The following is a 26,108-nucleotide window of genomic DNA, read 5'->3' as shown; positions in this document are numbered from 1 at the left end:
GGGGCGAGGCCGACTCAGCGTTGGATTTCGCGGTCGCGATCCAGCTCGTAGGGCAGGGACAGCAGGTTCAGGCCCGGGCCATCCGGGCTAGCCAGGTGCAGGTTGTTGTCTTGCACAGCATCGGCGGTCAGCACCGCCAGGAGTTCGATACCGTCTGCGCTGCGTGCCGCAAGCACCACTTCACCTACCGAAGAACCGTGGGTCGGCGAGAAAATCTCGGTGCCGGGTTCTGGCACGTTCTCGCCTGCCAAGGCTACCCGGTATTGGCGCCGCTTGAGCTTGCCCAGGTATTGCATGCGAGCGACGATTTCCTGACCGGTATAGCAGCCTTTCTTGAAGCTGACGCCGCCGACGGCCTGCAGGTTGATCATCTGCGGAATGAACAGCTCGCGAGTCTGGGCCATGACCTGGCCAATCCCTGCGCGAATCTGCCCCAGCAGCCAGTCGTTCAGCGTAGCCTGCGAAAGCTTTGCAGCTAACTGCTCTTGTACCTGTCGTGCTTGTTCGGCGGGTACCCATAGCTCGATGCGGCCGGTTGACACGGCAATGGCAATCAGCCCGTTGTGCCGGGTGATGCCATCAATCTGCGCAGGTACTTCGATGCCTAGATCGTGCAGGGCCGATTCACCCTCCTGCAATCCGAAGCGAACCCAGGCGTCGCTGTCATCGGTCAGTTTGGCCTTGGAGAACACTGCATACTTTTTCAGGTCGGCAAGTTGCGGCTCAAGCAGCTCACGGGCCATGGCCAGCAGAAAGCCGTCGGCGTCGGGGAGGATGCGAAAGCTCGACTGCATTCGGCCCTTGACCATGCAACGCGCACCCAGACTGCTGGTACTGTCGTTGAGGTAGTTGATGTTGCAGGTCAGTTGGCCTTGCAGGAATTTGCCGGCGTCCGAGCCGCGGACGGCGAGGATGCCTTCGTGGGATAGCGTGCAGAAAAAAGCGGAATCGGCCATGAGTCATCGCAAGGTAATAAGACTGGGGGCCATGATAGAGCGCTGTTGGCAAAATAGGTAGTTGAGGGTACGCCTCTGTGATTATTTGCTCACATGTCCGGACCAACGTCTCGTGTTTCCCGGGCGCTGGCTCTGTATACTGACGGCCTATTTTAGGAGGGCTCCATGGTCGAACAAACTGAACTCAATCGGCTCTTTTGGCACAGCCGACGCGGCATGCTCGAGCTGGACGTATTGCTGGTGCCTTTCAGTGCCGAGGTTTATCCGACCTTGAGCCAGGAAGATCGTGACCTGTACAAGCGCCTGCTCAGCTGTGAAGACCAGGATATGTTCGGCTGGTTCATGGAGCGCAGCGAGTCCGAAGATCCAGAGCTGCAGCGCATGGTTCGCATCATCCTGGATCGTGTCCAGCCCAAGTGAGCGCTTCGAGTGTCGCTGGTACGGCTCAAAAGGCCTGCTGGCGGCCTACCTGGTCAGCTTGTTGCTGGCCTTGCTCGGCTTGAGCCTGCTGGAAGTTCCGTGGTGGCAACAGGTTGGCGGCATTGTCTTGTGTCTGTTGCATGCCGGTTGGACCATCCCGAGACGAATCTTGCTGAATCACCCCCAGGCTGTCAGCGGGTTGCGATGCGACCGTGACGGCTGGCACCTGTTCAGTCGAGCCCAGGGTTGGCAAAAAGTGCAGTTACGTCCCGATAGCCTGGCCTTGCCGGGTTTGATCGTTCTGCGTTATCGCCCTGCGGGTCGGCGCTGGAGCCAGGGACTGTGCATTACCTATGACGCGCTGGAGCCGGTGCAACACCGACGCCTGCGCGTGCGCCTGAAATTCAGTCGTCGTAGGTGGGTGGCTGCAGAATAGTGTCGCGTGCTTCGTCGAGCATGCCTGGGTAGTCCAGGGTGTAATGCAGACCTCGGCTTTCCTTGCGCTGCATGGCGCAGTGAATCATCAACTCGGCCACCTGGGCCAGGTTGCGAAGCTCGATTAGGTCACGGCTTACCTTGTAGTTGCTGTAGAACTCGTCGATTTCGTCGAGCAGCAGACGCACCCGATGTTCTGCGCGTTGCAGGCGCTTGCTGGTTCGCACAATTCCCACATAGTCCCACATGAAGCGCCGCAGCTCGTCCCAGTTGTGCGCAATGATCACGTCCTCATCCGAGTCGGTGACCTGGCTGGCGTCCCAGCTGGGCAATTGCCGAGGCATGTTCACCTGCTCCAGGTGCGCTTCAATGTCATTGGCAGCGGCGCGCCCATAAACGAAGCATTCGAGCAGTGAATTGCTGGCCATGCGGTTGGCGCCATGCAGCCCAGTGAAACTGGTTTCGCCGATGGCGTAGAGGCCGGGGACATCGGTATGGCCGCGATCGTCCACCATCACGCCACCACAGGTGTAATGGGCGGCAGGCACCACAGGAATCGGTTGGCGGGTGATATCGATGCCGAAGGTCAGGCAGCGCTCATAGACAGTAGGGAAGTGGCTTTTGATGAAGTCTTCGGGTTTGTGGCTGATGTCGAGGTAGACGCAATCCACGCCCAGGCGCTTCATTTCGTGGTCGATGGCGCGAGCGACGATATCGCGTGGCGCCAACTCTTCGCGCGGGTCGAAGCGGGGCATGAAGCGCTCGCCATTGGGCAGCCGCAGCAGCGCCCCTTCACCGCGAAGGGCTTCGGTCACCAGGAAACTCTTGGCCTGCGGGTGATAAAGGCAGGTGGGATGAAACTGATTGAACTCAAGGTTTGCCACCCGGCAACCCGCGCGCCAGGCCATGGCGATACCGTCGCCACAGGCTCCGTCCGGGTTGCTGGTGTACAGATAGACTTTGGCGGCACCGCCGGTCGCGAGCACCGTGAAGCGTGCGCCAAATGTGTCGACCTCCCCCGTGTTGCGATTCAGCACATAGGCACCCAGGCAGCGATCACCGTCCTGGCCAAGGCGTCGCTCGGTGATCAGGTCAACCGCAACGCGCTGCTCCAGCAGCTCTATGTTGGGTCTTTGCTTTGCCTGCGCCAGTAACGTGGTGAAAATCGCCGCGCCGGTGGCATCGGCGGCGTGGATGATGCGCCGGTGGCTGTGGCCACCTTCGCGGGTCAGATGGAACTCGAAGCCACCATCGTCAACGCTGGCGTGTTCGTCGCGAGTAAAAGGTACGCCTTGGTCGATCAGCCACTGGATCGCTTCGCGGCTGTGCTCGACAGTGAAGCGCACGGCATCTTCGTGGCACAAGCCACCACCGGCATTGAGGGTATCTTCGACGTGGGACTGGACTGTGTCGGTGTCGTCCAGTACCGCGGCAACCCCGCCTTGGGCCCAATAGGTCGAACCGTTGGCGAGATCGCCCTTGCTCAGCACGGCAACGCGCAGGTGCCCGGGAAGGTTCAGCGCCAGGCTCAGACCGGCGGCACCGCTGCCGATCACGAGGACATCATGTTGGAGTTGTTGGCTCATGTCAGGACACTAGTATCTGAAGGGGGGGATCGGCACAATAGTCAGGCGCTTATGGCATTGTGAAACTATCGTTAATCTGGACCGGCTGTCTTTATATCAGCCTCGGTGCCCAGATTTCCAATGGCGCTTGCGAGGTGCTGGCAGCTTTTTGTGGGAACTTTCCACGTTGTGTGGATATCCATAGAAGGTTGTCCGCACACCACAATGCCGTGGCGACGCATGGCAGTAGCCCATAATTAAGGTACTGTTGGCGTATTCGAAACCCGATTATCGACGCAGCCGGCCGTGTCCGTGCCGCGTTTTTCGTGCGGGCCGACCAAGGGCCGCAGGAAACTTGCTTGGAGGGGAGAACTTTTGCGAAAAGCCCGAGTCTATGGTTGCAAGCCTGAACGATGCTTCTCGCAACGCTCCCTCAAGTTCATTGAGGAGTGTTCATGCTAACCCAGGAAGAGGATCAGCAGCTTGTCGAGCGCGTGCAGCGTGGCGACAGGCGAGCGTTTGATCTGTTGGTGCTGAAGTATCAGCACAAGATTCTCGGGTTGATCGTGCGTTTTGTACACGACACCCATGAAGCCCAGGATGTGGCGCAGGAAGCTTTCATCAAGGCTTACCGGGCGCTTGGAAATTTTCGCGGGGACAGTGCTTTTTATACCTGGCTGTACCGCATTGCCATCAACACGGCAAAGAACTATCTGGTGTCACGCGGTAGGCGTCCACCAGACAGCGATGTGAGTTCCGAGGATGCGGAATTTTACGACGGCGATCATGGCCTCAAGGATCTGGAGTCCCCCGAGCGTGCGTTGTTGCGAGATGAGATCGAAGGCACCGTCCATCGGACCATTCAGCAACTGCCAGAAGATTTGCGTACGGCGTTAACTTTACGTGAATTTGATGGTCTGAGTTACGAGGACATTGCCAGCGTCATGCAGTGTCCGGTTGGCACCGTGCGCTCTCGAATTTTCCGCGCTCGGGAGGCCATAGACAAAGCCCTGCAGCCCTTGTTGCAGGAAACCTGAGACAGCGGCGACAGCCAAGAGAGGAACCGCCATGAGTCGTGAAGCTTTGCAGGAATCGCTGTCCGCGGTGATGGATAACGAAGCGGATGAACTTGAGTTACGTCGGGTGTTGAACGCCGTCGACGATGCTGAAACCCGTGCCACTTGGTCGCGTTACCAGGTTGCGCGTGCGGCCATGCACAAGGAGCTGGTGCTGCCACAGTTGGATATCGCCGCCGCCGTCTCGGCAGCGCTGGCTGATGAAGATGTACCGGTCAAGGCCAATCGTGGTCCTTGGCGCAGCCTGACTCGCCTGGCTGTAGCCGCCTCGGTTACCGTCGCCGTGCTGGCAGGTGTGCGCCTGTATAACCAGGATGACATCAGCGGTGCTCAGTTGGCTGCCCAGCAACCCGCTCAGCAAGGCCTGATCGCGCCACAAGTTCAAGGCCCCGCCGTACTGGCAGGCTATAGTGAAAGTGCAGAACAGCCTGGCCCAATGGCCAATGGCGTGCTGCAAGGGCAATCCGGCTGGCATGACCAGCGTCTGCCCGGCTATCTGCGTCAGCATGCTCAGGAAGCAGCCCTGAAGGGTACCGAGAGCGCTCTGCCGTATGCTCGCGCTGCCAGCCTGGAAAACCGTTAAGTAAGGAGGATCATGCGCGCGCTACCTCTCATACCGCTGTTGCTGGGTGGCTGGCTGATTCTGCCGGCCCATGCGGCGAACTCCTCCCCGGAGGCGGGCGACTGGCTGAAAAAGCTGGCGCAGGCAGAGCAACAGCAGAGCTATCAGGGTACTTTCGTTTACGAGCGTAACGGCAGCTTCTCCACCCACGACATCTGGCATCGTGTCCAGGACGGCAAGGTCAGCGAGCGGTTGCTTCAGCTCGATGGCTCGGCCCAGGAAGTCGTGCGTGTCGATGGGCATACCCAGTGCGTAAGTGGCTCCCTGGTGTCAGGTGTCACCAATGCACCGGAGTCAACGGCGCGAGTGCTTGATCCTCTCAAGTTGATGAGCTGGTATGACCTTGGGGTCTCTGGCAAGTCACGAGTGGCGGGGCGTGAGGCGGTCATCGTCTCGCTGAGCCCGCGTGATCAACATCGATATGGGTTTGAATTGCACTTGGACAAACAGACCGGGCTGCCACTCAAGTCATTGATGCTTGATGACAAGGGGCGTTTGCTTGAGCGCTTCCAGTTCACCCGGCTGGACACTCGGGACGCGCCGACCGATGACCAGCTCAAGGCAGGTGAACAATGCAAACCTGTAGCGCAGGTTGCTGCGCAGGCTGTACAGCCTGCCGCGGGATGGCGCTGGGATTGGTTGCCGCCAGGCTTCGAGCTCATCGACAGTGCCTTGCGCAAAGACCCTGAAGGTAAAGGCGCTGTCAGCAGCTTGATGTTCGATGATGGTCTGGCGCGTTTCTCGGTGTTTGTCGAAGCCTTGAATGGCGGTTCTGCAGCGGATATCCGTACCCAATTGGGCCCTACCGTGGCAGTGTCGCGACGCTTGACCACGCCTACTGGTGAGATGATGGTGACAGTTGTGGGCGAAATTCCGATTGGCACCGCCGAGCGGATTGCGTTGTCGATACGACCTCAGGACACCCAGGCCAAAAAATGATCAGCAAGTACAGTGCTCACCGGTCGAGGATTGCTTGGCTGACATGATTGGCAAGCTTTGCAGTTTGCAAAAAACTCAGAATTTATCTATAGGTCAGGCCTTTCGGGGTCTGGCCTTTCCTGCTTCTGCAGGGCCCTACTGCTAACCACGCTCGATGTGACGGGAGCCGTATGTCAATACCACGCTTGAAAACCTACCTATCGTTGTTCGCCGCCGTGCTTATGCTCGGTCAGGTGGCCACCGCTGCCCAGGCCGAAGCCCTTCCGGACTTCACGACCCTGGTGGAGCAGGCCTCACCTGCGGTGGTCAACATCAGTACCAAACAGAAACTGCCGGATCGCAAGTACGCAGCTGGCCAGATGCCGGATCTCGAAGGCCTGCCGCCGATGTTCCGCGAGTTTTTCGAGCGCAACATGCCACAGCAGCCGCGTTCACCGCGTGGTGATCGCCAGCGTGAAGCGCAGTCGCTGGGTTCGGGCTTCATTATTTCCAGTGACGGTTACGTGCTGACCAATAACCATGTGGTGGCCGACGCCGACGAAATCATCGTCCGTCTTTCCGATCGCAGTGAGCTGCAAGCCAAACTGGTCGGCACTGACCCACGTACCGACGTGGCATTGCTCAAGGTTGAAGGCAAAAACCTGCCAACCGTCAAGCTGGGCGACTCCGAGAGGCTCAAGGTGGGCGAATGGGTGCTGGCCATCGGCTCGCCTTTCGGATTCGATCACTCGGTGACCAAGGGTATCGTCAGCGCCAAGGGGCGTACCTTGCCTAACGACACGTATGTGCCGTTCATCCAGACCGATGTGGCGATCAACCCGGGCAACTCTGGGGGCCCGCTGTTCAACATGAACGGTGAGGTGGTCGGTATCAACTCGCAGATCTTCACCCGTTCGGGTGGTTTCATGGGCCTGTCGTTCGCCATTCCGATCGACGTGGCAATTGATGTATCCAACCAGTTGAAGAAAGACGGCAAGGTCAGCCGCGGCTGGCTCGGTGTGGTGATCCAGGAGGTCAACAAAGACCTGGCTGAGTCCTTCGGCCTGGACAAGCCCGCTGGCGCCCTGGTTGCCCAGGTTCTGGAAGAGGGTCCGGCAGCCAAGGGTGGCCTGCAGGTCGGTGACGTGATCCTGACCATGAACGGTCAGCCGATCGTCATGTCGGCTGACTTGCCACACCTGGTTGGCAGCCTGAAAGATGGTGCCAAGGCCAAGCTCGACATTATTCGCAACGGTAAGCGCCAAAGCCTGGATATCACCGTGGGTGCGCTGCCTGAAGATGACGCCGAGATTACCGCCAGTGCCAACGGTGGCGTTGAGCGCAGCAGTAATCGTCTCGGTGTTTCGGTAGCCGATCTGACTGCCGAGCAGAAGAAAACCCTGGAACTCAAGGGTGGCGTAGTCATCAAGGAAGTCCAGGACGGTCCAGCGGCCATGATTGGCCTGCGTCCGGGCGATGTCATCAGTCACCTGAACAACCAGGCGATTCTTTCGGCCAAGCAGTTCACTGAAATTGCCAAGGAGCTGCCTAAGAACCGTTCCGTGTCCATGCGCGTACTGCGTCAAGGTCGGGCAAGCTTCATCACCTTCAAGCTGGCTGAGTAAGGCGGGTTGAGTGGAAGAGGGCGGCTTAGGCCGCCCTTTTTTGTTTGGCCGGGTATTTCTCGTCGGCAAACCGGCTGTTGCCGAGTTGCCATCGAGCCGTGGGGCGCGAGCTTGCCCCGCGATTAGGCAATATGGAATCTCCCATAACCTTTCAGCTTCAGGTACAATTCCCGGCTATTTTTCGGTGGGCGTCCGGCCCGCAGCCTTATTGAGTGTTGACCCGTGAGTGATTTGAGTCATATCCGCAATTTCTCCATCATCGCCCACATTGACCATGGCAAGTCGACGCTGGCCGACCGTTTCATTCAAATGTGCGGTGGCCTTTCCGCGCGTGAAATGGAAGCCCAGGTACTCGATTCCATGGACCTGGAGCGTGAGCGCGGTATTACCATCAAGGCCCATAGCGTCACCCTGCATTACAAGGCGCAGGACGGAAAAACCTATCAGTTGAACTTCATTGACACCCCAGGCCACGTAGACTTCACCTATGAAGTGAGCCGTTCCCTGGCTGCGTGCGAAGGAGCGTTGCTGGTCGTCGACGCCGGCCAGGGGGTTGAAGCCCAGTCGGTTGCCAACTGCTACACCGCCATCGAGCAGGGCCTTGAGGTCATGCCGGTGCTGAACAAGATGGACCTGCCGCAGGCTGATCCGGACAAGGTCAAGGACGAGATCGAGAAGATCATCGGCATTGACGCAACCGACGCCGTGGCCTGCAGTGCCAAGAGCGGCATGGGTGTGGACGAGGTGCTGGAGCGACTGGTGCAAACCATTCCCGCGCCTACCGGCGATATCGAAGCACCACTGCAGGCGCTGATCATCGACTCCTGGTTCGACAACTACCTGGGCGTTGTGTCCCTGGTGCGTGTGCGCCACGGGCGAGTGAAGAAAGGCGACAAGATCCTGGTGAAGTCCACCGGCAAGGTGCACCTGGTCGACAGCGTGGGCGTGTTCAATCCGAAGCACACCGCCACCGCTGACCTGAAGGCCGGTGAAGTGGGTTTCATCATTGCGAGTATCAAGGACATTGGCGGGGCGCCGGTAGGTGACACCCTGACCTTGAGTTCTACTCCCGATGTCGAAGTTCTCCCAGGTTTCAAACGTATTCAACCTCAGGTATATGCCGGCCTGTTCCCGGTCAGCTCCGAAGATTTCGAAGATTTTCGTGATGCGCTGCAAAAGCTGACCCTGAACGACTCGTCGCTGCAATACCTGCCTGAAAGCTCCGATGCACTGGGCTTCGGTTTCCGATGCGGCTTCCTGGGCATGCTGCACATGGAAATCATCCAGGAGCGCCTGGAGCGCGAGTACGACCTGGACCTGATCACCACTGCGCCGAGCGTAATCTTCGAGGTCAAGCTCAAGACTGGCGAAACCATTTACGTTGATAACCCATCGAAGCTGCCAGATGTGTCTTCGGTAGAGGATTTCCGTGAGCCGATCGTAGCTGCGACCATCCTTGTGCCTCAAGAGCACCTGGGCAACGTCATTACCCTGTGTATCGAGAAGCGTGGGGTGCAGCGCGACATGCAGTTCCTCGGCTCGCAGGTGCAAGTGCGCTACGACCTGCCGATGAACGAAGTGGTACTGGACTTCTTCGACCGCTTGAAGTCCACCAGTCGCGGCTATGCTTCGCTGGACTACCATTTCGACCGCTACCAGTCGGCTAACCTGGTCAAGCTCGATGTACTGATCAACGGTGACAAGGTCGACGCCCTGGCGTTGATCGTGCACCGCGACAATGCGCACTACAAGGGCCGCGCATTGACAGAGAAGATGAAGGAACTGATTCCTCGGCAGATGTTCGACGTGGCAATCCAGGCCGCCATTGGCGGGCAGATTGTGGCGCGAACCACTGTCAAGGCGCTCAGAAAGAACGTACTGGCCAAATGCTACGGTGGTGACGTAAGCCGTAAGCGCAAGCTGTTGGAAAAGCAGAAGGCCGGTAAGAAACGCATGAAACAGGTCGGCAACGTGGAAATCCCACAAGAAGCCTTCCTTGCCGTGCTCAGGTTGGAATAATTAGGTCCTATGTCGCTAAATTTCCCGCTGTTGCTAGTCATCGCCGTTGCCGTCTGCGGTCTGTTGGCCCTGGTCGATCTGCTGTTCCTGGCTCCGCGCCGGCGTTCGGCGATCGCCAACTATCAGGGCAGCGTCAGCCAGCCAGAAATGGCAGTGGTCGAGCAATTGAACAAGGAGCCGTTGCTGATTGAGTACGGCAAGTCGTTCTTCCCGGTTCTGTTCATCGTCCTGGTGCTGCGTTCGTTCCTGGTCGAGCCTTTTCAGATCCCTTCGGGATCGATGAAGCCGACCCTGGAAGTGGGCGATTTCATCCTGGTGAACAAGTTCTCCTATGGGATTCGTCTGCCAGTGATCGACAAGAAGGTCATCGAGGTGGGTGACCCGCAGCGTGGCGATGTAATGGTGTTTCGCTATCCGAGCGATCCGAACGTCAACTACATCAAGCGTGTAGTTGGCTTGCCGGGCGACCAGATCCGCTACACCAGCGACAAGAAGCTGTTCGTCAACGGTCAGCCAATCGCCGAGCGATTGGTAGGCACCGAACCAGGCACCTTGGGCAGCGCTGAACTGTACAAGGAAAAGCTGGGCGAGGCCGAGCACCTGATCCGCAAGGAGATGAGCCGCTACCGTATGCCGCCTGATCAGCAGTGGACAGTCCCGGCTGGCCACTACTTCATGATGGGCGACAACCGCGACAACTCCAACGACAGCCGCTACTGGGATGATCCCAATATTCCCAAGGCGCTGCACGGCATGGTCCCCGACCAGAATATCGTCGGCAAGGCCTTCGCCGTCTGGATGAGCTGGCCAGAGCCAAAACTCAGCCACTTCCCGAATCTTTCGCGGGTAGGTCTGATCAAGTAACACCACAACGGCGCTGTCCTCAGACAGCGCCGAATGCATTTCTGGCATAGGCTGTGTTCATGGGGATCTGCTGATCCTCCCGTACCAATCGAGCCAGTGGGCATGAGCCAAATAGTCTTTCAGGATGTTGATTTGAACAAAGCGTTGAATATCGACCACGAACTGCGCGTGGGTACACTGTGAGCGTTCCTTTGAGCCGCCTCGAGCGCCAGCTCGGTTATACCTTCAAGAACCAGGAGCTGATGCTGCTGGCCCTGACGCACCGCAGTTTTGCCGGGCGCAACAATGAGCGTCTCGAGTTTCTCGGCGATGCGATACTGAACTTCGTTGCGGGTGAGGCGCTGTTCGAGCGCTTCCCCCAAGCGCGTGAAGGCCAGTTGTCGCGCTTGCGAGCGCGATTGGTCAAGGGTGAAACCCTAGCTGTTCTGGCTCGGGGTTTTGACTTGGGTGAGTACCTGCGGCTGGGCTCCGGTGAATTGAAAAGCGGAGGCTTTCGCCGCGAATCGATCCTGGCTGATGCCCTTGAGGCGTTGATCGGTGCAATCTACCTGGATTCGGACATGCAGACCGCCCGCGAGCGCGTTCTGGCCTGGCTGACCGGTGAGTTCGAGAGCCTGACCCTGGTCGATACCAACAAGGACCCGAAAACCCGTCTGCAGGAATTCTTGCAGTCGCGGGCCTGCGAACTGCCGCGATACGAAGTGGTGGATATTCAAGGTGAGCCCCATTGCCGGACGTTTTTCGTCGAATGCGAAGTGACCCTTTTGACCGAAAAAAGCCGGGGGCAAGGTGTTAGCCGGCGTATCGCCGAGCAAGTGGCGGCTGCCGCAGCACTGATCGCCCTGGGCGTGGAGAATGGCAATGACTGATACAAACACCACCCGCTGCGGCTATGTCGCTATTGTTGGGCGTCCGAACGTTGGCAAGTCGACGCTGCTCAATCACATTCTCGGTCAGAAGTTGGCGATCACCTCGCGCAAGCCTCAGACCACTCGGCACAACATGCTGGGAATCAAGACCGAAGGTGATATCCAGGCGATCTACGTCGATACCCCGGGTATGCACAAGAGCAACGAAAAGGCGCTCAACCGCTACATGAACAAAACTGCATCGGCAGCCTTGAAAGATGTCGATGTGGTGATTTTTGTCGTCGACCGTACCAAATGGACCGACGAAGACCAATTGGTGCTCGAGCGCGTGCAGTACGTGCAGGGGCCGGTGATCCTGGCGATCAACAAGACCGACCGGATCGAAGAAAAAGCTGAATTGATCCCCCACTTGCAATGGTTGCAGGAACAACTGCCGAACGCCGAAATCGTGCCGATTTCCGCGCAGCAAGGTCATAATCTTGAAGCGTTGGAAGGCTTGATCGCCAAGCACTTGCCGGAAAATGATCACTTCTTCCCGGAAGATCAGATTACTGACCGTAGCAGCCGCTTCCTTGCTGCTGAACTGGTGCGTGAAAAAATCATGCGCCAGTTGGGCGCCGAACTGCCGTACCAGATCACGGTGGAAATCGAAGAGTTCAAGCAACAAGGCAAGATCCTGCATATCCATGCGCTGATCCTGGTCGAGCGCGATGGCCAGAAAAAGATCATCATTGGCGACAAGGGTGAGCGCATCAAGCGCATCGGTTCGGAGGCGCGCAAGGACATGGAAGTGTTGTTCGACGCCAAAGTCATGCTCAACCTCTGGGTCAAGGTCAAAGGTGGATGGTCCGACGACGAGCGCGCCCTGCGTTCGCTGGGCTACGGCGACCTCTGATCGCATCAGATCCGGCAGCAGCCGCTGTCGGGTCACATTCTTCCTGAAGCGTACGCATGGAACTGCCAGACGGCCAACCGGCCTACGTGCTGCACAGCCGAGCCTACCGTGAGACCAGTGCGTTGGTGGACTTCCTCACCCCGCAAGGGCGTCTGCGCGCAGTGCTGCGTCGTGCTCGGGGTAAGGCTGGCAGTCAGGCCCGGCCGTTCGTGCCGCTTGAAGTCGAGTTTCGTGGACGCGGCGAGCTGAAGACCGTCGGCCGCCTGGATAGCGTCGGCGTGGCCGCTTGGCTCAGTGGCGATGCCCTGTTCAGTGGTCTGTACCTCAACGAGTTGTTGATTCGCCTGTTGCCAGCCGAAGACCCGCATCCTGCCTTGTTCGCGCATTATGCCGCGACCCTTCCAGCGCTGGCTGCCGGGCGCCCGCTGGAGCCTCTGCTGCGAGCTTTCGAATGGCGCCTGCTGGATGAATTGGGTTATGCCTTCGCCCTGGATCAGGACATCAATGGTGAGCCGTTGCTCAGTGATGGCTTGTACCGTCTGCAAGTGGATGCAGGGCTTGAGCGGGTCTACCTGCAGCAACCTGGTTTGTTCCGTGGCGAGGCGCTTATGGCCATGGCTGAAGCTGCCTGGGATGTTCCCGGCGCCTTGAACGCAGCCAAGCGCTTGATGCGTCAGGCTCTGGCCGTACATTTGGGGACAAAGCCGCTGGTCAGTCGGGAACTGTTTCGCAAGCGCTGAGCACGACGTATGCTGTCAGGCTAAATCATCAGGAGAGCCTCTTCGTGACTCAAAGCAACCGCATGCTCCTCGGCGTGAACATCGACCACGTGGCGACCCTGCGCCAGGCGCGTGGTACGCGTTATCCCGATCCGGTCAAGGCTGCGCTGGACGCCGAGGAGGCCGGTGCAGACGGCATCACCGTGCACCTGCGCGAAGACCGGCGGCATATCCAGGAGCGCGACGTATTGGTGCTCAAGGACGTGCTGCAGACGCGCATGAACTTCGAAATGGGCGTCACCGAAGAAATGATGGTATTCGCTGAGCGCATCCGTCCGGCACACATCTGCCTGGTTCCAGAGACTCGTCAGGAGTTGACCACCGAGGGTGGCCTGGACGTGGCGGGTCAAGAAGCAAGGATCAAAGCCGCAGTTGAGCGCCTGTCACGCATGGGCTCGGAAGTCTCGCTGTTCATCGACGCCGATGAGCGCCAGATCGAAGCCTCGCGCCGTGTAGGCGCGCCTGCCATTGAATTGCACACCGGTCGCTATGCTGATGCCCAAACGCCGACTGAAGTCGCCGAGGAGCTCAAGCGCGTTGCCGATGGCGTGGCGTTTGGCTTGAGCCAGGGCCTGATCGTCAACGCCGGTCATGGCTTGCATTACCACAACGTTGAAGCCGTTGCTGCGATCAAGGGCATCAACGAGTTGAACATTGGCCATGCGCTGGTCGCACATGCGCTGTTTGTTGGGTTCAAGTCGGCAGTCGCGGAGATGAAAGCGCTGATCATGGCAGCTAGCCGCCACTGATAGTGCACAGCGGATGTAAAGGCGGCCAGTTTGCTGACCTGTGAAAGCATACCGACACCCGCGAGCCGTTCGGTGTCGGATATGCCTGATGCATCGAGTACGCTGGATTGGCTGCCGCTTGCGCCAGATTGCGCAGCAAGCCGGTTTGCACCGGGGCAGCATTTCAACCTGCTTGCGCACCCGGAAAAATCAGGCTGAATCGAGTCATACCATTGAGTTCACTGCTCACCTCAACTCGGCCCCCATGCGCGAGCATGATCGACTTCACGATCGCCAGGCCCAACCCGGTGCCACCCTCAAGGCGAGAACGTCCGGAGCCGACGCGGTAAAAGCGCTCGAATAAATGTGCTAGATGCGCCGGCTCAATACCCGGTCCGCGGTTTTCGACCCACATGCATACTTCGTCACCGTGCCGCTCAATCCCAATTTCAACGCGTTGCCCCTGTGGGCTATGGCGGATGGCGTTGCTCAACACGTTCGAAAGCGCCCGTTGCACCATCAGGCGATCAGCCATAATCGTGCCCCAGCCATGCACCTGCACACTGACATCCTTCTGTTCACTGCTGAACTCGAACAACTCACTGACGCGCTTGGCTTCATCGGCCAGGCAGACCGCTTTTAGCGGAATTTGACTATCAGGCTGGCTGACCTGGGCGAGAAACAGCATGTCATTGATGATGCGGTTCAGACGGGTCAGTTCCTCGATGCTGGCTTCCAGTACGTCCTTGTATTGCTCGATAGGACGCTCTCGGGCCAGGGTGACCTGAGCCTTGCCCATGAGGTTACCGATGGGGGTGCGCAGCTCATGGGCCAGATCGTCCGAGAACTGTGAAAGCTGCTGCACGCCTCCATCCAGTCGATCAAGCATGATGTTCATGGTGCTGGCCAATTCGCTGAGTTCATGGGGCAAGTCCTTCACTGGCAGGCGTAGCGCCAATTGCTGGGCCGACACTTGCTCGGCGATCTGGCGGAAGCGGCGCAGTGGGACAAGGCCTCGCTGCACCACTATCCAGGCGCCAAAGCCAATCAGAAGTACTAGTAGCGGCAAGGCAAACAGGGTCGAGCGCAAATAGGCCAGCAACAGGCTATGGTCGTCGGCCAAATTGACCGTCAGCAGCACATGCACTTGCGTCCCATCATTGAGACGCATCAGGCGCGAGGCTGTCAGCAGATGATTGTCATTGCTGTCGCGCCATTGATTGAAGTTCAGGTGGGGGTGGATAGGAATCTGCATCAGCGCTTGGGCATCCAACCCCGGCCCCAGCGTGAGCAAGGCCGAGTGGCGACCGGTCAGGGCGATTACACTCAGACTCAGGTTGTCATGTCCCATCACTACATCCAGTAAGGGGTGGGCCGAGGTTTGCAGGTCGCCGGCCTTCAGATCGATGCTCAGGCCATGCTCTATCTGGGTCATTTTTGCGGCCAGGCTTTTGCGTGCCCGACTATCCAGTTCGTGGTCCAGGGCGAGCACAGCCAGGCATGCCAACAGCAACACCAACGCAGCGCCCATCAGGCTGACACTCATGCCCAGGCGCAGGGACAGCCTGGCCGGCTTCATTCGCGTGCCTCGAGTACATAGCCGACGCCTCGCAGGGTATGGATCAGTTTGTCCTCGAAGGGATCATCGATCTTGGCTCGCAAGCGGCGAATCGAGACTTCGACGACATTGGTGTCGCAATCGAAATTCATGTCCCAGACCAATGAAATGATCTGTGTGCGAGACAGCACCTCGCCGCTTTGACGCATCAATAAATGCAACAACGCGAACTCTTTGGCCGTCAGATCGATACGCTGTCCGTTGCGGTAAGCGCGGTGGCGACCCGGATCAAGTTCCAGGTCGGCGACTTTCAAAGTGCTGGGTTGCAGGCTCTGATCGTTACGTCGCAACAGGCTGCGAATTCGCGCGAGCAGTTCGGGGAACTCGAAGGGCTTGAGTAAATAATCGTCGGCCCCCAGGTCCAGGCCTTTGACGCGATCAGATAGGCGACCATGTGCCGTCAACATCATGATTCGGGTGCTGGCGTCGGCGCGAAGCTGCTTCAACACAGACCAGCCATCGAGCTCAGGCAGGTTGACGTCGAGGATGATCAGGTCGTAGGCGTGCTGGCGGGCCATGTGCAAGCCGTCGGTTCCGGTGTGGGCGCAATCGACGATATAGCCGTTTTCACTCAAACCCTGTTGCAAGTAATCGGCGGTACGAAGCTCGTCCTCGATGATCAATAAGCGCATGAAATGACTCGACGGTGAGAAAGGACGTGATTTTCAACCCTGAAGTAGCTGCAGGGTCAAGGGCGGGCATCGAACGGCGGATACTAAGCCATCTTTTGCTGGATTTCGGCTGAATTACAGAATTGTAATTTTCGACAGTTTTACTGGGGCGCTAGCTCGCCACCACCCGGGCTGGTTTCTTTCAACACTGTAATTTGCGCCTCACCTTGTTGTTAGCTTGCCTTTCGTAAGATTGAACCGTACTGAAATTCAATCACGAGGTGAGCAACATGAGCCTGATCAAATATGCGCTGATGGCTGTTCTGGCCTTGGGCAGTGGCGCCGCACTGGCCGAAGGCGGCGCAGAACGTTCGAAACAGTTCTGGGAAAAATTCCGTCTGAGCCAGGAGCAGATCCACGGCGACAAGGATCAGGCGATCGCCAAATTCGCTGCGCAGAAGCGCGAGAACGCTCAGCAGCAAGTGGCCAAAGAGTAGCTCCATTCACCTTCGAAGCTCCCCAGCTCCTTTGGAAAAAGGTGAATATTAGGCGCCCTTGTGGGCGCCTTTTTTTATTTACGCGCCACCAGCACTGCGCGACGCGGCGCGGGCAGGCCTTCAACAGTACGGCTGTGGTCGGCTGGGTCGAGGAAGTCGCTGAGCGACTGATAACGCATCCACTCGGTACTGCGCTGTTCTTCAACGCTGGTGACGCTCACATCCACGCAGCGTACATCGCTGAAGCCGGCGCGGCGCAACCAGCGTTCCAAGGCTGGAACTGAAGGTAAAAACCAGACATTGCGCATCTGCGCGTAACGGTCTTCGGGCACGAGGACCTGATTCTCATCGCCTTCGATCACCAGTGTTTCCAGCACCAACTCGCCGCCTTTTACCAGGCAGTCCTTGAGCGCCAGCAGGTGTTCGATGGGGGAGCGACGGTGATAGAACACACCCATGGAAAATACGGTATCGAAGCCTTCCAGATTGGCTGGCAGATCTTCCAGCGCGAAAGGCAAGTGCCAGGCAGGAAGGTCGGGCAGATACCGCTGCACGGCCTGGAACTGGCAGAAGAACAGCCAGTTGGGGTCGACGCCAATCACACTGTCGGCGCCGGCGCCGAGCATGCGCCACTGGTAATAACCATTGCCGCAGCCGACATCCAGAATTCGTTTGCCCTGGAGATCCAGATGCGGAGCAACGCGCGACCATTTCCAGTCCGAACGCCACTCGGTGTCTACATGTACACCGAACAGGTCAAACGGCCCTTTGCGCCAGGGCGATAACCCCATAAGGGCCTGGCGCATACGGTCGCGAGTGTCCTGGTCGCACTCGCAATCCAGGTTCAGACCGTTGAGCAAGTCCACTGTGCTTGGCTGCAACGCCGGAAGCGCATCCAGGGCATTCTGCCAGCGCTCCAGGTCGCCATGGCCCTTGTCCATCTTGGCGTCCAGCTGTGCTTGCAGGCCTTGCGACCATTGTGCGAGGGGAGTACCCGCCAAACGGCGGACCAACGGGGATAGATCAATCATGGCAGGGCAATCAACGAGGCAAAATTAAGGCATTGGAACCAGGGCACTACTTTGGAGAAACCGGCTGCCAACAAGCGCTGACGGTGTTCTTCAAAACTGTCAGGCTTCATCACGTTCTCAATGGCGCTGCGTTTCTGGGCTATTTCCAGTTCGCTGTAGCCATTGGCACGCTTGAATGCAACATGCAGGTCGGTGAGCAGGGCGTGCTCTTGGGCATCGTCAAAGCGCAATTTTTCGGAAAGAATCAGTGCGCCGCCTGGTAGCAGCGAAGCACGGATACGAGCAAGCAGTTCCAGGCGCTGCTCTGGTGCAATGAACTGCAAGGTGAAGTTCATTGCCACCACCGAAGCAGGCTGGAACTCGAGCGCGAGAATGTCTCCCTCGACTACGTCTACCGGCAACAGTTCCTGGAACATCGAGTCCTGGGCCGTGAGGTATTGGCGGCAGCGCTCTACCATGGCGGCGGAGTTGTCTATTGCTATAACCCGACAGCCGTCGCTACGTACATGCCGACGCAGTGCCTGGGTCACGGCACCCAGCGAGCTGCCCAGGTCATACAGGGCTGTGTTCGGCTGAGCGAATTGTGCAGCCAACACCCCAAGGTTCTCGACAATGGTCGGGTAACCCGGTACTGAGCGCTTGATCATGTCCGGGAACACGCGCACCACGTCTTCGTTGAAGGCGAAGTCGGGTACCTGGCCAAGCGGCTGGGCGAATAGGCGGTCAGGTTCTTTGCTCACAAGGACAATCCAGGCATTAGGCGGTAAAAGGCGGGCATTTTAGCCAAACTTGCCAGGCGATGCATGGCCTGGCTGACCAGCGCGGTTACTTCACGTTGATAGCACAATCAAAGGTCTGCACCGGGCGCACTTCAGGGGCCCAAGGTTGTTGATAAACCAATATCAGATGACCTTCGCCGGCGGCTTGCGTCTGAAAGCGCCATACCGATTGCCCCGCGCTTCCTACCACCCCTGCATCTTCCGGGTGACTGTAGACCTCGGGGCCCAAGCTTCTCAATATCCCGGAAGCAGGGTTCTGCAGCAACCAGCGGTAGCCGGTGCTGGGATTGCTCGGCAGGGTGAGGGTGAGCGTCTGGTTGATCTCCAGGTGCACGGGGCATTGGCTGGCTTTTTCCAATACCAGGTTATCGTGCTTGCCTGGCGTCTGAGCGCATGCGGCCATCAGCAGGGGCAAGCCAAGGACGAGTAATTTGCAGTTGATTTTCATCGACGATCCATTCGTTCGGGCCAGTATTGGCATTCGGGAAAAGCTGCCCTCTGCTCGGCAGTACTCATCAGTAATAGTTTCAAGTCCCAGGCCACATGGCCTATCACCAGGGGCGTAACTATGGACAGTGCAGAAAAAAATTTCGACCAATTGCAGGCAGAGGCTGAACGCCTGCCCGCTAACCTCATCCAGGGTATGGCAGAGCGCGATGGTCCCAATGACGGCGGGCTCACCCTGACGCGGGAACACATTATCACCCTCAATCAATATGCCAACCATGTATTCAGCCTGCCAGGCACCACTGATGCCGTGATTGAGTGGTTGGGATACTCGACAATCAGTGAAGCGGAGTTAATGCCGTCCAGTATGTGTGACTTGCATAAGCAATTGCAGCAGCACGGACGCAGCTGGGTCGAGTTGGCGGATATTAGCAAGGCCCTTGGTTTTCAATTGGCCTCCAGCGCCAGCAGCATCGACAGCACAGGCCAATACATACTGAAAACGCTGGAAAAAACCGTGGCCATTGGCAAATCGAGGGATAGGTGGGAAAGCATCAGCTTCGATGAGCCTGTCGAGCTCACGTTGATAGATAAGGGCACGGTGAAAGATCTTGTCGGTTTCATGGACGTCCTGCGAAAAGATGTGGCGCAGTTCGCAGAGAATGTCACTGTTGTAGGCGGACAGACCAAAGAGTTTCGCGATGTGGCGCGGGAAGTCTTGGCGCCATTGGTCATTCGCAAGCTTCACGCCCTCAAGCGCCGCCAGAGCAGCGGGAAAATCGAACAACTACGCGAGGATTTGGTAAGCCTCGATAACGAGATCAAACGCCTTGGTAGCGAGTATGACCATTATGTGAAGGCAGCCCTTGCGGGACTGGCGGCAGGACCGTTGGGTGCGGTTATAACGGGTTCAATCTATGGTTCAAAAGCGGAAAAAGTTCGTAAGGAGCGCAACGCTCGCCAGGCGGAGCGGGCGGAAACTAGCCAAAAGTTGAAAGCTGCCATCAGGCTCGAGGGCCTTCTGGAAGAACTCAATACGCAGATGGGTCAACTGGAAACACGGCTACGTGATGTACTGACGGCTTCTTCTCATCTGCACTCTGCCTGGGACATGATCGGTAAATACATCGACGCCTCGATTACCCATCTGAATCGCGTGGAGTCCAACCAGCAGCTGTACAAATTTGCTTTGTTCTTTGGCAACTTCGTTGATCAATGGAAGGGGATAGGAAGTTTCGCCAGGCATATGAATGGCGTATTCGATGACGCGGCTTCGATTAAATAAAGGAATTATTTTTATGAATGATAATGTCGTTTCGCTGAACGCTTCATTGGCCAACCCCGACATGGAAAAGTTCCTCGCTGCAAGATCGGCCTACGCAGCGTTCTGGAAGGAGAATACCTTCGGCTTTCTGCCCATGCTACATAGTTCGATCGAGCGTCATTACAACGCTATCACGACGGCTGTCGAGGGGTTTGCGAGCAATGCTGAAACACTCGTAATAAGTATCGAGTCGGAAAATCTATCTAAATTGACAGGTAAGCTCCGCGAGGCAGGGGACGCGGAAGAAAAGGATTTTTTCATCGGGGAGATCACTGTTTCGGTAAATAATATCTGCAGGAAGTTGGGGATGTTACAGGACGGTGTCGTAGCCGCCGTGAAAACGGTCGAGAGCCTCCCTGTATATGATGCGAGCCGCGATGTAAGCGGCTACCAGACGGCACAGGCGCGGACCACCAGTGACGAGCAACTTTGTGCCGACAGCTTAAGTAGTAAGCAAAAGGATCTCGGCGAACTGGAGGATGCAATCGACGTATTTGAATCCAACGGTTTGGATACATTGTTTGAGGGAAAGCTACCAACGGTCGATCAGGTTAAGGAACTGGTCAGCATGGGCACGACACCGGCTGCGGCTGTAGCGGCCGTAGAGAGAGCACTGGAGGCTGTTGGCAAGCTTGTCGGCGGCCTAGAGGAAAGCATGCGTTATTCGCAGTTGCAGGAGCAACGACGAGCATTGGTGGCACAAATCAAGGAATTGAAGACCGATCAAGCTGACTTAGTATCTCGTTCCAGGCAGTTGCAGGGTTATCTGGAGGCGCTTGATCGATATTTGTCGTTAGGCGAGATCCGTCAGCAGTGGTTGGATGAAAACAAACAGATCTGCATTCAGCTGGATGCTGCACACACCCGATTGCGTGGGGTAAAGGTCGCTGATGTCGATAGTGCCCAAGGGCTGGACGCTGTGGCTTTCGGGTTGAGGGCTTATGCACAATTTGTCGTTGCCGAGTTTCGTAAGTACCTTTAACTCAGCCAACCGATGACGCGGGCTTTTACGCCCGCGCTGATGGCTTGCAGCGTTAAATCACTCGAACAACACCTTGGCTACCTCACTGAAGCGTCTGGCGAAATGCACGCTCAAGCCTTCCTTGAGGTAATCCGGTAATTCTTCGAAATCACCTCGGTTGGCCTCCGGCAGGATCAATTCGAAAATTTTCTGCCGGCGCGCTGCAATGACTTTCTCACGGACCCCGCCAATGGGTAGCACCTGCCCGGTCAAGGTGAGTTCGCCGGTCATGGCCACTGCCTTTTTCGGGGGCTGATCTCGGGCCAGGGATAACAGAGCGCTGGCCATTGTTATGCCTGCGCTCGGTCCATCCTTTGGAGTGGCGCCTTCCGGTACGTGAAGATGGATGAACGCTTCATTGAAAAAGGTCGGGTCACCGCCGTACTGTTTGAGGTTGGCGCTGACATAGCTGTAGGCAATTTCGGCCGACTCCTTCATCACATCGCCTAGCTGCCCGGTCAGCTTGAAGCCGCGGTTGAGGGTATGAATACGGGTAGCTTCGATCGGCAGCGTAGCGCCACCCATGCTGGTCCAGGCGAGGCCCGTAATCACACCTTTGCCCGACAGCACCTGCTCACTGCGAAACACGGGCATGCCCAGAGAGGCTTCCAAATCCTTGGGGCCGATCTTGATCTTGGCTTGCGGGTTGTCCAGCAGTTGCATCACCGCTTTACGCACCAATTTGCCGAGCTGCTTTTCCAGTTGGCGGACCCCTGCCTCGCGAGCGTAGCCCTCAATGACAGTGCGCAGCGCACTATCAGTAATACTCACGCTGGTCTTGACGACACCGGCTTTTTGCAGCTGTTTGGGCCACAAGTGGCGTTTGGCAATGGCCAGTTTTTCCTCAGTGATATAACCCGATAGACGAATGACTTCCATGCGGTCAAGCAGCGGACCGGGAATCGAGTCCAGCGTGTTGGCCGTGCACACGAACAATACTTTCGACAGGTCCAGACGCAGGTCCAGATAGTGGTCGAGGAAGTCGACGTTCTGTTCGGGGTCGAGAGTTTCCAGCAAGGCTGAAGCGGGATCACCTTGGTAGCTTTGCCCCATCTTGTCGATTTCATCGAGCATGATCACAGGGTTCATGACCTCGACATCTTTCAGCGCCTGGACCAGCTTGCCCGGTTGCGCGCCGATGTAGGTGCGTCGGTGCCCTTTGATTTCTGCCTCATCGCGCATGCCACCAACACTGAAACGATAGAACGGTCGCCCCAGGGATTGCGCAATGGACTTGCCGACACTGGTTTTACCCACACCAGGTGGGCCGACCAGCAGAACGATAGAACCGCTGATTTCGCCTTTCCAGGCACCGATGGCGAGGAACTCCAGGATCCGATCCTTGATATCGTCGAGTCCGGCATGGTGCTGATCGAGCACTTTTCGTGCGTGCTTGAGGTCAAGTTTGTCCTTGCTATAGACACCCCATGGCAACGCGGTCGCCCAGTCCAGGTAATTACGGGTGACCGCGTACTCGGGTGAACCTGTCTCCAGAATCGCCAGCTTGCCCATCTCTTCATCAATACGTTTTTTTGTGGCTGCCGACAATGTCTTGCCTTGCAAGCGCTGCTCGAATTGCTCCAGGTCCGCGCTGCGATCATCCTTGGTCAGCCCCAGCTCTTGCTGGATTACCTTGAGTTGCTCCTTGAGGAAAAACTCGCGTTGATGCTCGCCGATCTGGCGGTTTACTTCTGCAGAAATCTCGTTCTGCAAATGAGCAACTTCGACCTCCTTGCGCAGCATCGGCAAGACCTTCTCCATGCGCTTGAGCATGGGTACGCAATCGAGCACTTCCTGCAATTGGTTGCCGGTAGCCGAAGTCAGTGCCGCAGCAAAGTCGGTCAACGGCGACGGATCGTTGGGACTGAAGCGGTTGAGGTAGTTTTTCAGCTCTTCGCTGTACAGCGGATTGAGGGGTAGCAGCTCCTTGATCGCATTGATCAGGGCCATGCCGTAGGCTTTTACCTCGTCGGTCGGTTCGCTGGGTTGACGCGGATACTCGACCTCGACCAGGTAGGGCGGGCGATGATGTTTGAGCCAGGTACGGATACGCACCCGGGTCAGGCCCTGCGCGACGAACTGCAGCTTGCCGTTTTCGCGGCTGGCGTGATGGACTTTTACCAAGGTGCCGTAAAGCGGCAACGCTGACGTATCGAAGTGGCGGTGATCTTCTGGCGGCGTGTCCATATAGAACAGGGCCAGGGAGTGATGGGGGGTCTTGGAGACCAGATCGAGTGTTTCCGCCCAAGGTTCTTCGTTGACAATTACCGGCAGTACCTGCGCGGGGAAGAACGGGCGGTTGTGAATCGGGATGACATAAACCCTTTCCGGCAGTTGCTGGTCGGGCAGGGCGAGGTTGTGGCCTGTTTTAGCGGAGGCTTCAGGATGCTCGAGTTTGGCGTAATCCTCGAGTTGTTCCGGTAGATCCTGCTGATCACTCATGGGGCACCTGCGAAAATGGCTATGGTGCTTAGATGGGGACTTAGGTTCCAAGCTTCAAGCTACAAGCTGCAAGATGGGATTGCGGGACTTGCAGCTTGCAGCTTGCAGCTTGTCGCTTGTCGCTAGGGCCTATTCAGCCAATTTGTAAGCAATTACGTAGTCACCCATTTTGGTGCCCAGCGAGCCGTGGCCACCGGCGGTCACCAGCACATATTGCTTGCCGTCCTTGCCGGTGTAGGTCATTGGCGTGGCCTGGCCGCCTGCTGGCAGACGCGAGCTCCACAATTCCTTGCCGGTGTTGGTGTCATAGGCGCGCAGGTACTGGTCCAGGGTGCCGCTTAGGAAACCCACACCGCCGGCGGTGACGATGGAACCGCCCATGCTTGGCACGCCAATGGGTAGGCCAATCGGAATCGGCGAGCTGTCACGGCTGGTGCCGTTCTTGTGCTTCCACACCACTTGGTTGGTCGTCAAATCGATACCGGCGACGTAGCCCCAGGCTGGTGCCTGGCAAGGTACGCCCAGTGGCGACATGAACGGGTGCATGATGACCGCGTATGGGGCACCGGTGTTGGGCTGCACGCCGCTGGTTTCGCTCTCGCGCTTGCTGCCGGCAGCGACTTGCTCACGCGGCACCATCTTCGACACAAATGCCATGTAATTCGGCGAGGTGAACAGCAATTGGCGCACGGGGTCGACCGAGACGCTGCCCCAGTTGAACACGCCAACGTTGCCCGGATAGACCAGACTGCCCTGGATCGATGGCGGGGTGTACTGACCTTCGTAGCGCAGTTCACGGAACTGGATGCGGCACAGCATCTGGTCGAACGGGCTTGCACCCCACATGGCTTGTTCGGTCAGGTCCGGGCCAAGCAGGTTGAGCTCCGAGCGAGCCTGTGTCGGCGCGGTGTGGTCACCCTCTACCGCACCTTGAGGGGCCGGGATCTCGTGGATCGGTACGATCGGTGTACCGTCACGACGGTCCAGCACGTACAGGCTGCCCTGTTTGGTAGGCGCGATCAATGCCGGTTTTACCCCGTCTGCGGTCTTTAGATCGAGCAGGGTCGGCTGACTGCCAACGTCCATGTCCCACAGGTCGTGGTGGGTGAACTGGTAGTTCCAGCGCACCTTGCCGTTGGCCAGGTCCAAGGCAACGATACCGGCGCTGAACTTTTCTGCACCGGGGGTGCGATCAGCGCCCCACTGGTCAGGTGTCTGGTTGCCCAGGGGAAGGAAAACCATGCCCAGCTTCTCGTCGACACTGGCCAGCGACCACATGTTCGCCGAGTTGCGGCTGTAGGTTTTGCCCGCGGCCAGGGGCGCGGTTTCATCCGGGTTGTTGCTGTCCCAGTTCCATACCAGGCGCCCATCGTGCACATCGTAGGCGCGAATCACTCCGGATGGCTCGTTGGTCGACTCGTTATCGGTTACATGGCCGCCAATGATCACCAGTTCGCGGGTGATCGCCGCAGGCGACGTGGAATAGTAACCACCGGCAGTGAACGGGCCGATGCCAGTGGTCAAATCGATGACCCCCTGGTTGCCGAAGCCTTCGCAGACTTTACCGGTGTCAGCGTTAAGGGCAATCAGGCGAGCATCTGCGGTAGGCAGGTAAAGACGGCGTGGACAGGTGCGGGCGACAACCTGGCCAGCATCGGAGATCTTCGGCGCAGGGCTGCCGTCAACATTGACGTAGTTGTTCTCGTCATAATACGAGACACCACGGCAGGTCATGTGAGCGAAGCCCTTGAAGCCCGTCGGGCTCTTGATTTTCGGGTCGAAACGCCAGATTTCAGCGCCGGTGTCCGGGTCCAGGGCCAGTACCTTGCTGTGCGCAGTGCAGGCGTAGAGCATGCCGTTGACCTTGAGTGGCGTGTTCTGGTTGGTCAGCTCCACCGGGTCGTTGTCGGTTGGCAGATCACCGGTGCGGATGCGCCAGGCTTCCTCCAGCTTATGCACGTTGTCGGGGGTGATCTGGCGCAACGGAGAATAGCGATCGCCGAACTCGGTGCGACCGTACGCCTGCCATTCACCATCGGGTATTTGCGGCGCGGTGCTGCTCAAGCCTGTGCTGTCGCGACCCAGCTTGCCCTTGATTTCGCCCGGATGGGTAAACTGGCTGGCCACGGCGGTGGCGCCCGACAGGACAACCGCCAGGCTCAACAGGGCCGGGTTGATTTTCGACGGGTTGCCGAGCAGCGGTCGGCGGGCCCATGGCAGCAGCAGGACTACCCCCAAAGCGAACCACAGCGCCAGACGTGGCACCAGTTGCCACCAATCCAGACCCACTTCCCACAACGCCCACAAGGTACTGCCGAGCAGCACTGCACCGTACAGCCCCAGGGCATGCCGACGCAGGGCCAGCAGCAGAATGCCGGACAGGGCAAAACCGATACCGGCAATCAGGTAATACAAAGAGCCGCCGAGTTGGCTCAATTTGATGCCGCCCGCCAGTAGGGCCAGGCCCATCAGCAGCAACAGCACGCCGATAAGGCGCGGCAGCCAGCGGGTTCTACTCAAGGCACCTTCTGTGCTCATCTTGTGTTCTCCGTTAAAGGGAAAGGGCG

24 protein-coding genes are annotated in these 26,108 nt (G+C 57.9%); 15 read left to right on the top strand and 9 right to left on the bottom strand.

The window, feature by feature from the left end; translation table 11 throughout:
- Positions 1–14: 14 nt before the first annotated feature.
- Positions 15–956 (bottom strand): CAF17-like 4Fe-4S cluster assembly/insertion protein YgfZ, encoded by a 942-nt coding sequence (gene ygfZ / locus V0R60_RS07280; protein WP_330080178.1) that lies wholly within the window; start codon positions 954–956, stop codon positions 15–17.
- Positions 957–1,121: 165 nt separating this feature from the next.
- Here ygfZ and V0R60_RS07275 point away from each other — a divergent pair, with 165 nt between their 5' ends.
- Both V0R60_RS07275 and V0R60_RS07270 read left to right on the top strand, forming a co-directional pair.
- Entirely contained in the window at positions 1,122–1,376 is a 255-nt protein-coding gene (locus V0R60_RS07275) for an FAD assembly factor SdhE (protein ID WP_136474820.1), read from the top strand.
- Positions 1,360–1,812 (top strand): protein YgfX, encoded by a 453-nt coding sequence (locus V0R60_RS07270; RefSeq protein ID WP_330080177.1) that lies wholly within the window; start codon positions 1,360–1,362, stop codon positions 1,810–1,812. The genes V0R60_RS07275 and V0R60_RS07270 overlap by 17 nt, the downstream gene beginning before the upstream one ends.
- Here V0R60_RS07270 and nadB read toward each other — a convergent pair.
- Positions 1,781–3,397, bottom strand: a complete 1,617-nt coding sequence (gene nadB, locus V0R60_RS07265; RefSeq protein ID WP_330080176.1) for an L-aspartate oxidase — start codon at positions 3,395–3,397, stop codon at positions 1,781–1,783. The two genes, V0R60_RS07270 and nadB, sit on opposite strands and share 32 nt — an antisense overlap.
- Positions 3,398–3,831: 434 nt before the next feature.
- Here nadB and rpoE point away from each other — a divergent pair, with 434 nt between their 5' ends.
- The 10 genes from rpoE (at position 3,832) to pdxJ (ending at position 13,792) form a co-directional block, all read left to right on the top strand.
- Entirely contained in the window at positions 3,832–4,413 is a 582-nt protein-coding gene (gene rpoE / locus V0R60_RS07260; RefSeq protein WP_010220971.1) for an RNA polymerase sigma factor RpoE, read from the top strand.
- A 31-nt stretch (positions 4,414–4,444) separates the two neighbouring features.
- Positions 4,445–5,035: an RseA family anti-sigma factor gene (locus V0R60_RS07255; protein ID WP_136474823.1), complete on the top strand. Its 591-nt coding sequence runs from the start codon at positions 4,445–4,447 to the stop codon at positions 5,033–5,035.
- 12 nt (positions 5,036–5,047) lie between these two features.
- A complete protein-coding gene (locus tag V0R60_RS07250; RefSeq protein WP_136474824.1) occupies positions 5,048–6,013 on the top strand; it encodes a MucB/RseB C-terminal domain-containing protein in 966 nt (321 codons plus the stop codon).
- 221 nt (positions 6,014–6,234) lie between these two features.
- Complete coding sequence (locus tag V0R60_RS07245) at positions 6,235–7,617, top strand: DegQ family serine endoprotease (RefSeq protein ID WP_371922309.1); 1,383 nt, start codon at positions 6,235–6,237, stop codon at positions 7,615–7,617.
- Between the two features lie 222 nt (positions 7,618–7,839).
- Positions 7,840–9,636 carry a translation elongation factor 4 gene (gene lepA, locus V0R60_RS07240; RefSeq protein WP_136474826.1) on the top strand — a complete coding sequence of 599 codons (1,797 nt, stop codon included), beginning with the start codon at positions 7,840–7,842 and terminating at the stop codon, positions 9,634–9,636.
- Between the two features lie 9 nt (positions 9,637–9,645).
- Positions 9,646–10,500 carry a signal peptidase I gene (lepB, locus tag V0R60_RS07235; RefSeq protein ID WP_136474827.1) on the top strand — a complete coding sequence of 285 codons (855 nt, stop codon included), beginning with the start codon at positions 9,646–9,648 and terminating at the stop codon, positions 10,498–10,500.
- Between the two features lie 179 nt (positions 10,501–10,679).
- A complete protein-coding gene (gene rnc / locus V0R60_RS07230) occupies positions 10,680–11,369 on the top strand; it encodes a ribonuclease III (protein ID WP_136474828.1) in 690 nt (229 codons plus the stop codon).
- Positions 11,362–12,264 carry a GTPase Era gene (era, locus tag V0R60_RS07225; RefSeq protein WP_038607646.1) on the top strand — a complete coding sequence of 301 codons (903 nt, stop codon included), beginning with the start codon at positions 11,362–11,364 and terminating at the stop codon, positions 12,262–12,264. Before rnc ends, era begins: the two co-directional genes overlap by 8 nt.
- Positions 12,265–12,320: 56 nt before the next feature.
- Positions 12,321–13,004, top strand: coding sequence for a DNA repair protein RecO (gene recO / locus V0R60_RS07220; RefSeq protein WP_330080175.1), 684 nt, complete (start codon positions 12,321–12,323; stop codon positions 13,002–13,004).
- A 62-nt stretch (positions 13,005–13,066) separates the two neighbouring features.
- Positions 13,067–13,792, top strand: coding sequence for a pyridoxine 5'-phosphate synthase (pdxJ, locus tag V0R60_RS07215; protein WP_371922310.1), 726 nt, complete (start codon positions 13,067–13,069; stop codon positions 13,790–13,792).
- Between the two features lie 163 nt (positions 13,793–13,955).
- Here the strand turns inward: pdxJ and V0R60_RS07210 are convergent, their stop codons facing one another.
- Positions 13,956–15,350 (bottom strand): heavy metal sensor histidine kinase, encoded by a 1,395-nt coding sequence (locus tag V0R60_RS07210; RefSeq protein ID WP_136474831.1) that lies wholly within the window; start codon positions 15,348–15,350, stop codon positions 13,956–13,958.
- A complete protein-coding gene (locus V0R60_RS07205; protein WP_136474832.1) occupies positions 15,347–16,021 on the bottom strand; it encodes a heavy metal response regulator transcription factor in 675 nt (224 codons plus the stop codon). Before V0R60_RS07205 ends, V0R60_RS07210 begins: the two co-directional genes overlap by 4 nt.
- 269 nt (positions 16,022–16,290) lie before the next feature.
- On the opposite strand from V0R60_RS07205, the gene V0R60_RS07200 reads away from it, so the two are divergent.
- The gene (locus V0R60_RS07200; RefSeq protein ID WP_136474833.1) at positions 16,291–16,497 is read left to right on the top strand and encodes a hypothetical protein; all 207 of its coding nucleotides are present in this window, start codon (positions 16,291–16,293) and stop codon (positions 16,495–16,497) included.
- A gap of 74 nt (positions 16,498–16,571) precedes the next feature.
- Here the strand turns inward: V0R60_RS07200 and cmoB are convergent, their stop codons facing one another.
- The 3 genes from cmoB to V0R60_RS07185 all read right to left on the bottom strand — a co-directional run bounded on the left by cmoB (position 16,572) and on the right by V0R60_RS07185 (position 18,755).
- Positions 16,572–17,528, bottom strand: a complete 957-nt coding sequence (cmoB, locus tag V0R60_RS07195) for a tRNA 5-methoxyuridine(34)/uridine 5-oxyacetic acid(34) synthase CmoB (RefSeq protein ID WP_330080174.1) — start codon at positions 17,526–17,528, stop codon at positions 16,572–16,574.
- The gene (gene cmoA, locus V0R60_RS07190) at positions 17,525–18,268 is read right to left on the bottom strand and encodes a carboxy-S-adenosyl-L-methionine synthase CmoA (protein WP_136474835.1); all 744 of its coding nucleotides are present in this window, start codon (positions 18,266–18,268) and stop codon (positions 17,525–17,527) included. Before cmoA ends, cmoB begins: the two co-directional genes overlap by 4 nt.
- A gap of 85 nt (positions 18,269–18,353) precedes the next feature.
- A complete protein-coding gene (locus V0R60_RS07185; protein WP_136474836.1) occupies positions 18,354–18,755 on the bottom strand; it encodes a protease inhibitor I42 family protein in 402 nt (133 codons plus the stop codon).
- A gap of 120 nt (positions 18,756–18,875) precedes the next feature.
- On the opposite strand from V0R60_RS07185, the gene V0R60_RS07180 reads away from it, so the two are divergent.
- Together V0R60_RS07180 and V0R60_RS07175 are read left to right on the top strand one after the other, a co-directional pair.
- Positions 18,876–20,039 carry an alpha-xenorhabdolysin family binary toxin subunit A gene (locus tag V0R60_RS07180; RefSeq protein ID WP_136474837.1) on the top strand — a complete coding sequence of 388 codons (1,164 nt, stop codon included), beginning with the start codon at positions 18,876–18,878 and terminating at the stop codon, positions 20,037–20,039.
- Positions 20,040–20,052: 13 nt separating this feature from the next.
- Positions 20,053–21,060 (top strand): alpha-xenorhabdolysin family binary toxin subunit B, encoded by a 1,008-nt coding sequence (locus V0R60_RS07175; RefSeq protein WP_330080173.1) that lies wholly within the window; start codon positions 20,053–20,055, stop codon positions 21,058–21,060.
- 57 nt (positions 21,061–21,117) lie between these two features.
- On the opposite strand, the gene lon is transcribed toward V0R60_RS07175, so the two are convergent.
- Together lon and V0R60_RS07165 are read right to left on the bottom strand one after the other, a co-directional pair.
- Positions 21,118–23,541 (bottom strand): endopeptidase La, encoded by a 2,424-nt coding sequence (lon, locus tag V0R60_RS07170; protein WP_330080172.1) that lies wholly within the window; start codon positions 23,539–23,541, stop codon positions 21,118–21,120.
- A 129-nt stretch (positions 23,542–23,670) separates the two neighbouring features.
- On the bottom strand, positions 23,671–26,079 hold the full coding sequence (locus V0R60_RS07165; RefSeq protein WP_330080171.1) for a glucose/quinate/shikimate family membrane-bound PQQ-dependent dehydrogenase: 2,409 nt from the start codon (positions 26,077–26,079) through the stop codon (positions 23,671–23,673).
- Positions 26,080–26,108 lie beyond the last annotated feature (29 nt).

This window comes from Pseudomonas auratipiscis (assembly GCF_036324085.1).
Taxonomy (GTDB): domain Bacteria; phylum Pseudomonadota; class Gammaproteobacteria; order Pseudomonadales; family Pseudomonadaceae; genus Aquipseudomonas; species Aquipseudomonas auratipiscis.
This window is presented reverse-complemented; position numbering and strand designations above follow the sequence as displayed.

Coding starts and splice junctions, on each gene's coding strand:
- ygfZ (WP_330080178.1), bottom strand. CDS start 956: ATGGCCGATTCCGCTTTTTTCTGCACGCTATCCCACGAAGGCATCCTC.
- V0R60_RS07275 (WP_136474820.1), top strand. CDS start 1,122: ATGGTCGAACAAACTGAACTCAATCGGCTCTTTTGGCACAGCCGACGC.
- nadB (WP_330080176.1), bottom strand. CDS start 3,397: ATGAGCCAACAACTCCAACATGATGTCCTCGTGATCGGCAGCGGTGCC.
- rpoE (WP_010220971.1), top strand. CDS start 3,832: ATGCTAACCCAGGAAGAGGATCAGCAGCTTGTCGAGCGCGTGCAGCGT.
- V0R60_RS07255 (WP_136474823.1), top strand. CDS start 4,445: ATGAGTCGTGAAGCTTTGCAGGAATCGCTGTCCGCGGTGATGGATAAC.
- V0R60_RS07250 (WP_136474824.1), top strand. CDS start 5,048: ATGCGCGCGCTACCTCTCATACCGCTGTTGCTGGGTGGCTGGCTGATT.
- V0R60_RS07245 (WP_371922309.1), top strand. CDS start 6,235: ATGCTCGGTCAGGTGGCCACCGCTGCCCAGGCCGAAGCCCTTCCGGAC.
- lepB (WP_136474827.1), top strand. CDS start 9,646: ATGTCGCTAAATTTCCCGCTGTTGCTAGTCATCGCCGTTGCCGTCTGC.
- era (WP_038607646.1), top strand. CDS start 11,362: ATGACTGATACAAACACCACCCGCTGCGGCTATGTCGCTATTGTTGGG.
- recO (WP_330080175.1), top strand. CDS start 12,321: ATGGAACTGCCAGACGGCCAACCGGCCTACGTGCTGCACAGCCGAGCC.
- pdxJ (WP_371922310.1), top strand. CDS start 13,067: ATGCTCCTCGGCGTGAACATCGACCACGTGGCGACCCTGCGCCAGGCG.
- V0R60_RS07210 (WP_136474831.1), bottom strand. CDS start 15,350: ATGAAGCCGGCCAGGCTGTCCCTGCGCCTGGGCATGAGTGTCAGCCTG.
- V0R60_RS07205 (WP_136474832.1), bottom strand. CDS start 16,021: ATGCGCTTATTGATCATCGAGGACGAGCTTCGTACCGCCGATTACTTG.
- V0R60_RS07200 (WP_136474833.1), top strand. CDS start 16,291: ATGAGCCTGATCAAATATGCGCTGATGGCTGTTCTGGCCTTGGGCAGT.
- cmoB (WP_330080174.1), bottom strand. CDS start 17,528: ATGATTGATCTATCCCCGTTGGTCCGCCGTTTGGCGGGTACTCCCCTC.
- V0R60_RS07185 (WP_136474836.1), bottom strand. CDS start 18,755: ATGAAAATCAACTGCAAATTACTCGTCCTTGGCTTGCCCCTGCTGATG.
- V0R60_RS07180 (WP_136474837.1), top strand. CDS start 18,876: ATGGACAGTGCAGAAAAAAATTTCGACCAATTGCAGGCAGAGGCTGAA.
- V0R60_RS07175 (WP_330080173.1), top strand. CDS start 20,053: ATGAATGATAATGTCGTTTCGCTGAACGCTTCATTGGCCAACCCCGAC.
- lon (WP_330080172.1), bottom strand. CDS start 23,541: ATGAGTGATCAGCAGGATCTACCGGAACAACTCGAGGATTACGCCAAA.
- V0R60_RS07165 (WP_330080171.1), bottom strand. CDS start 26,079: ATGAGCACAGAAGGTGCCTTGAGTAGAACCCGCTGGCTGCCGCGCCTT.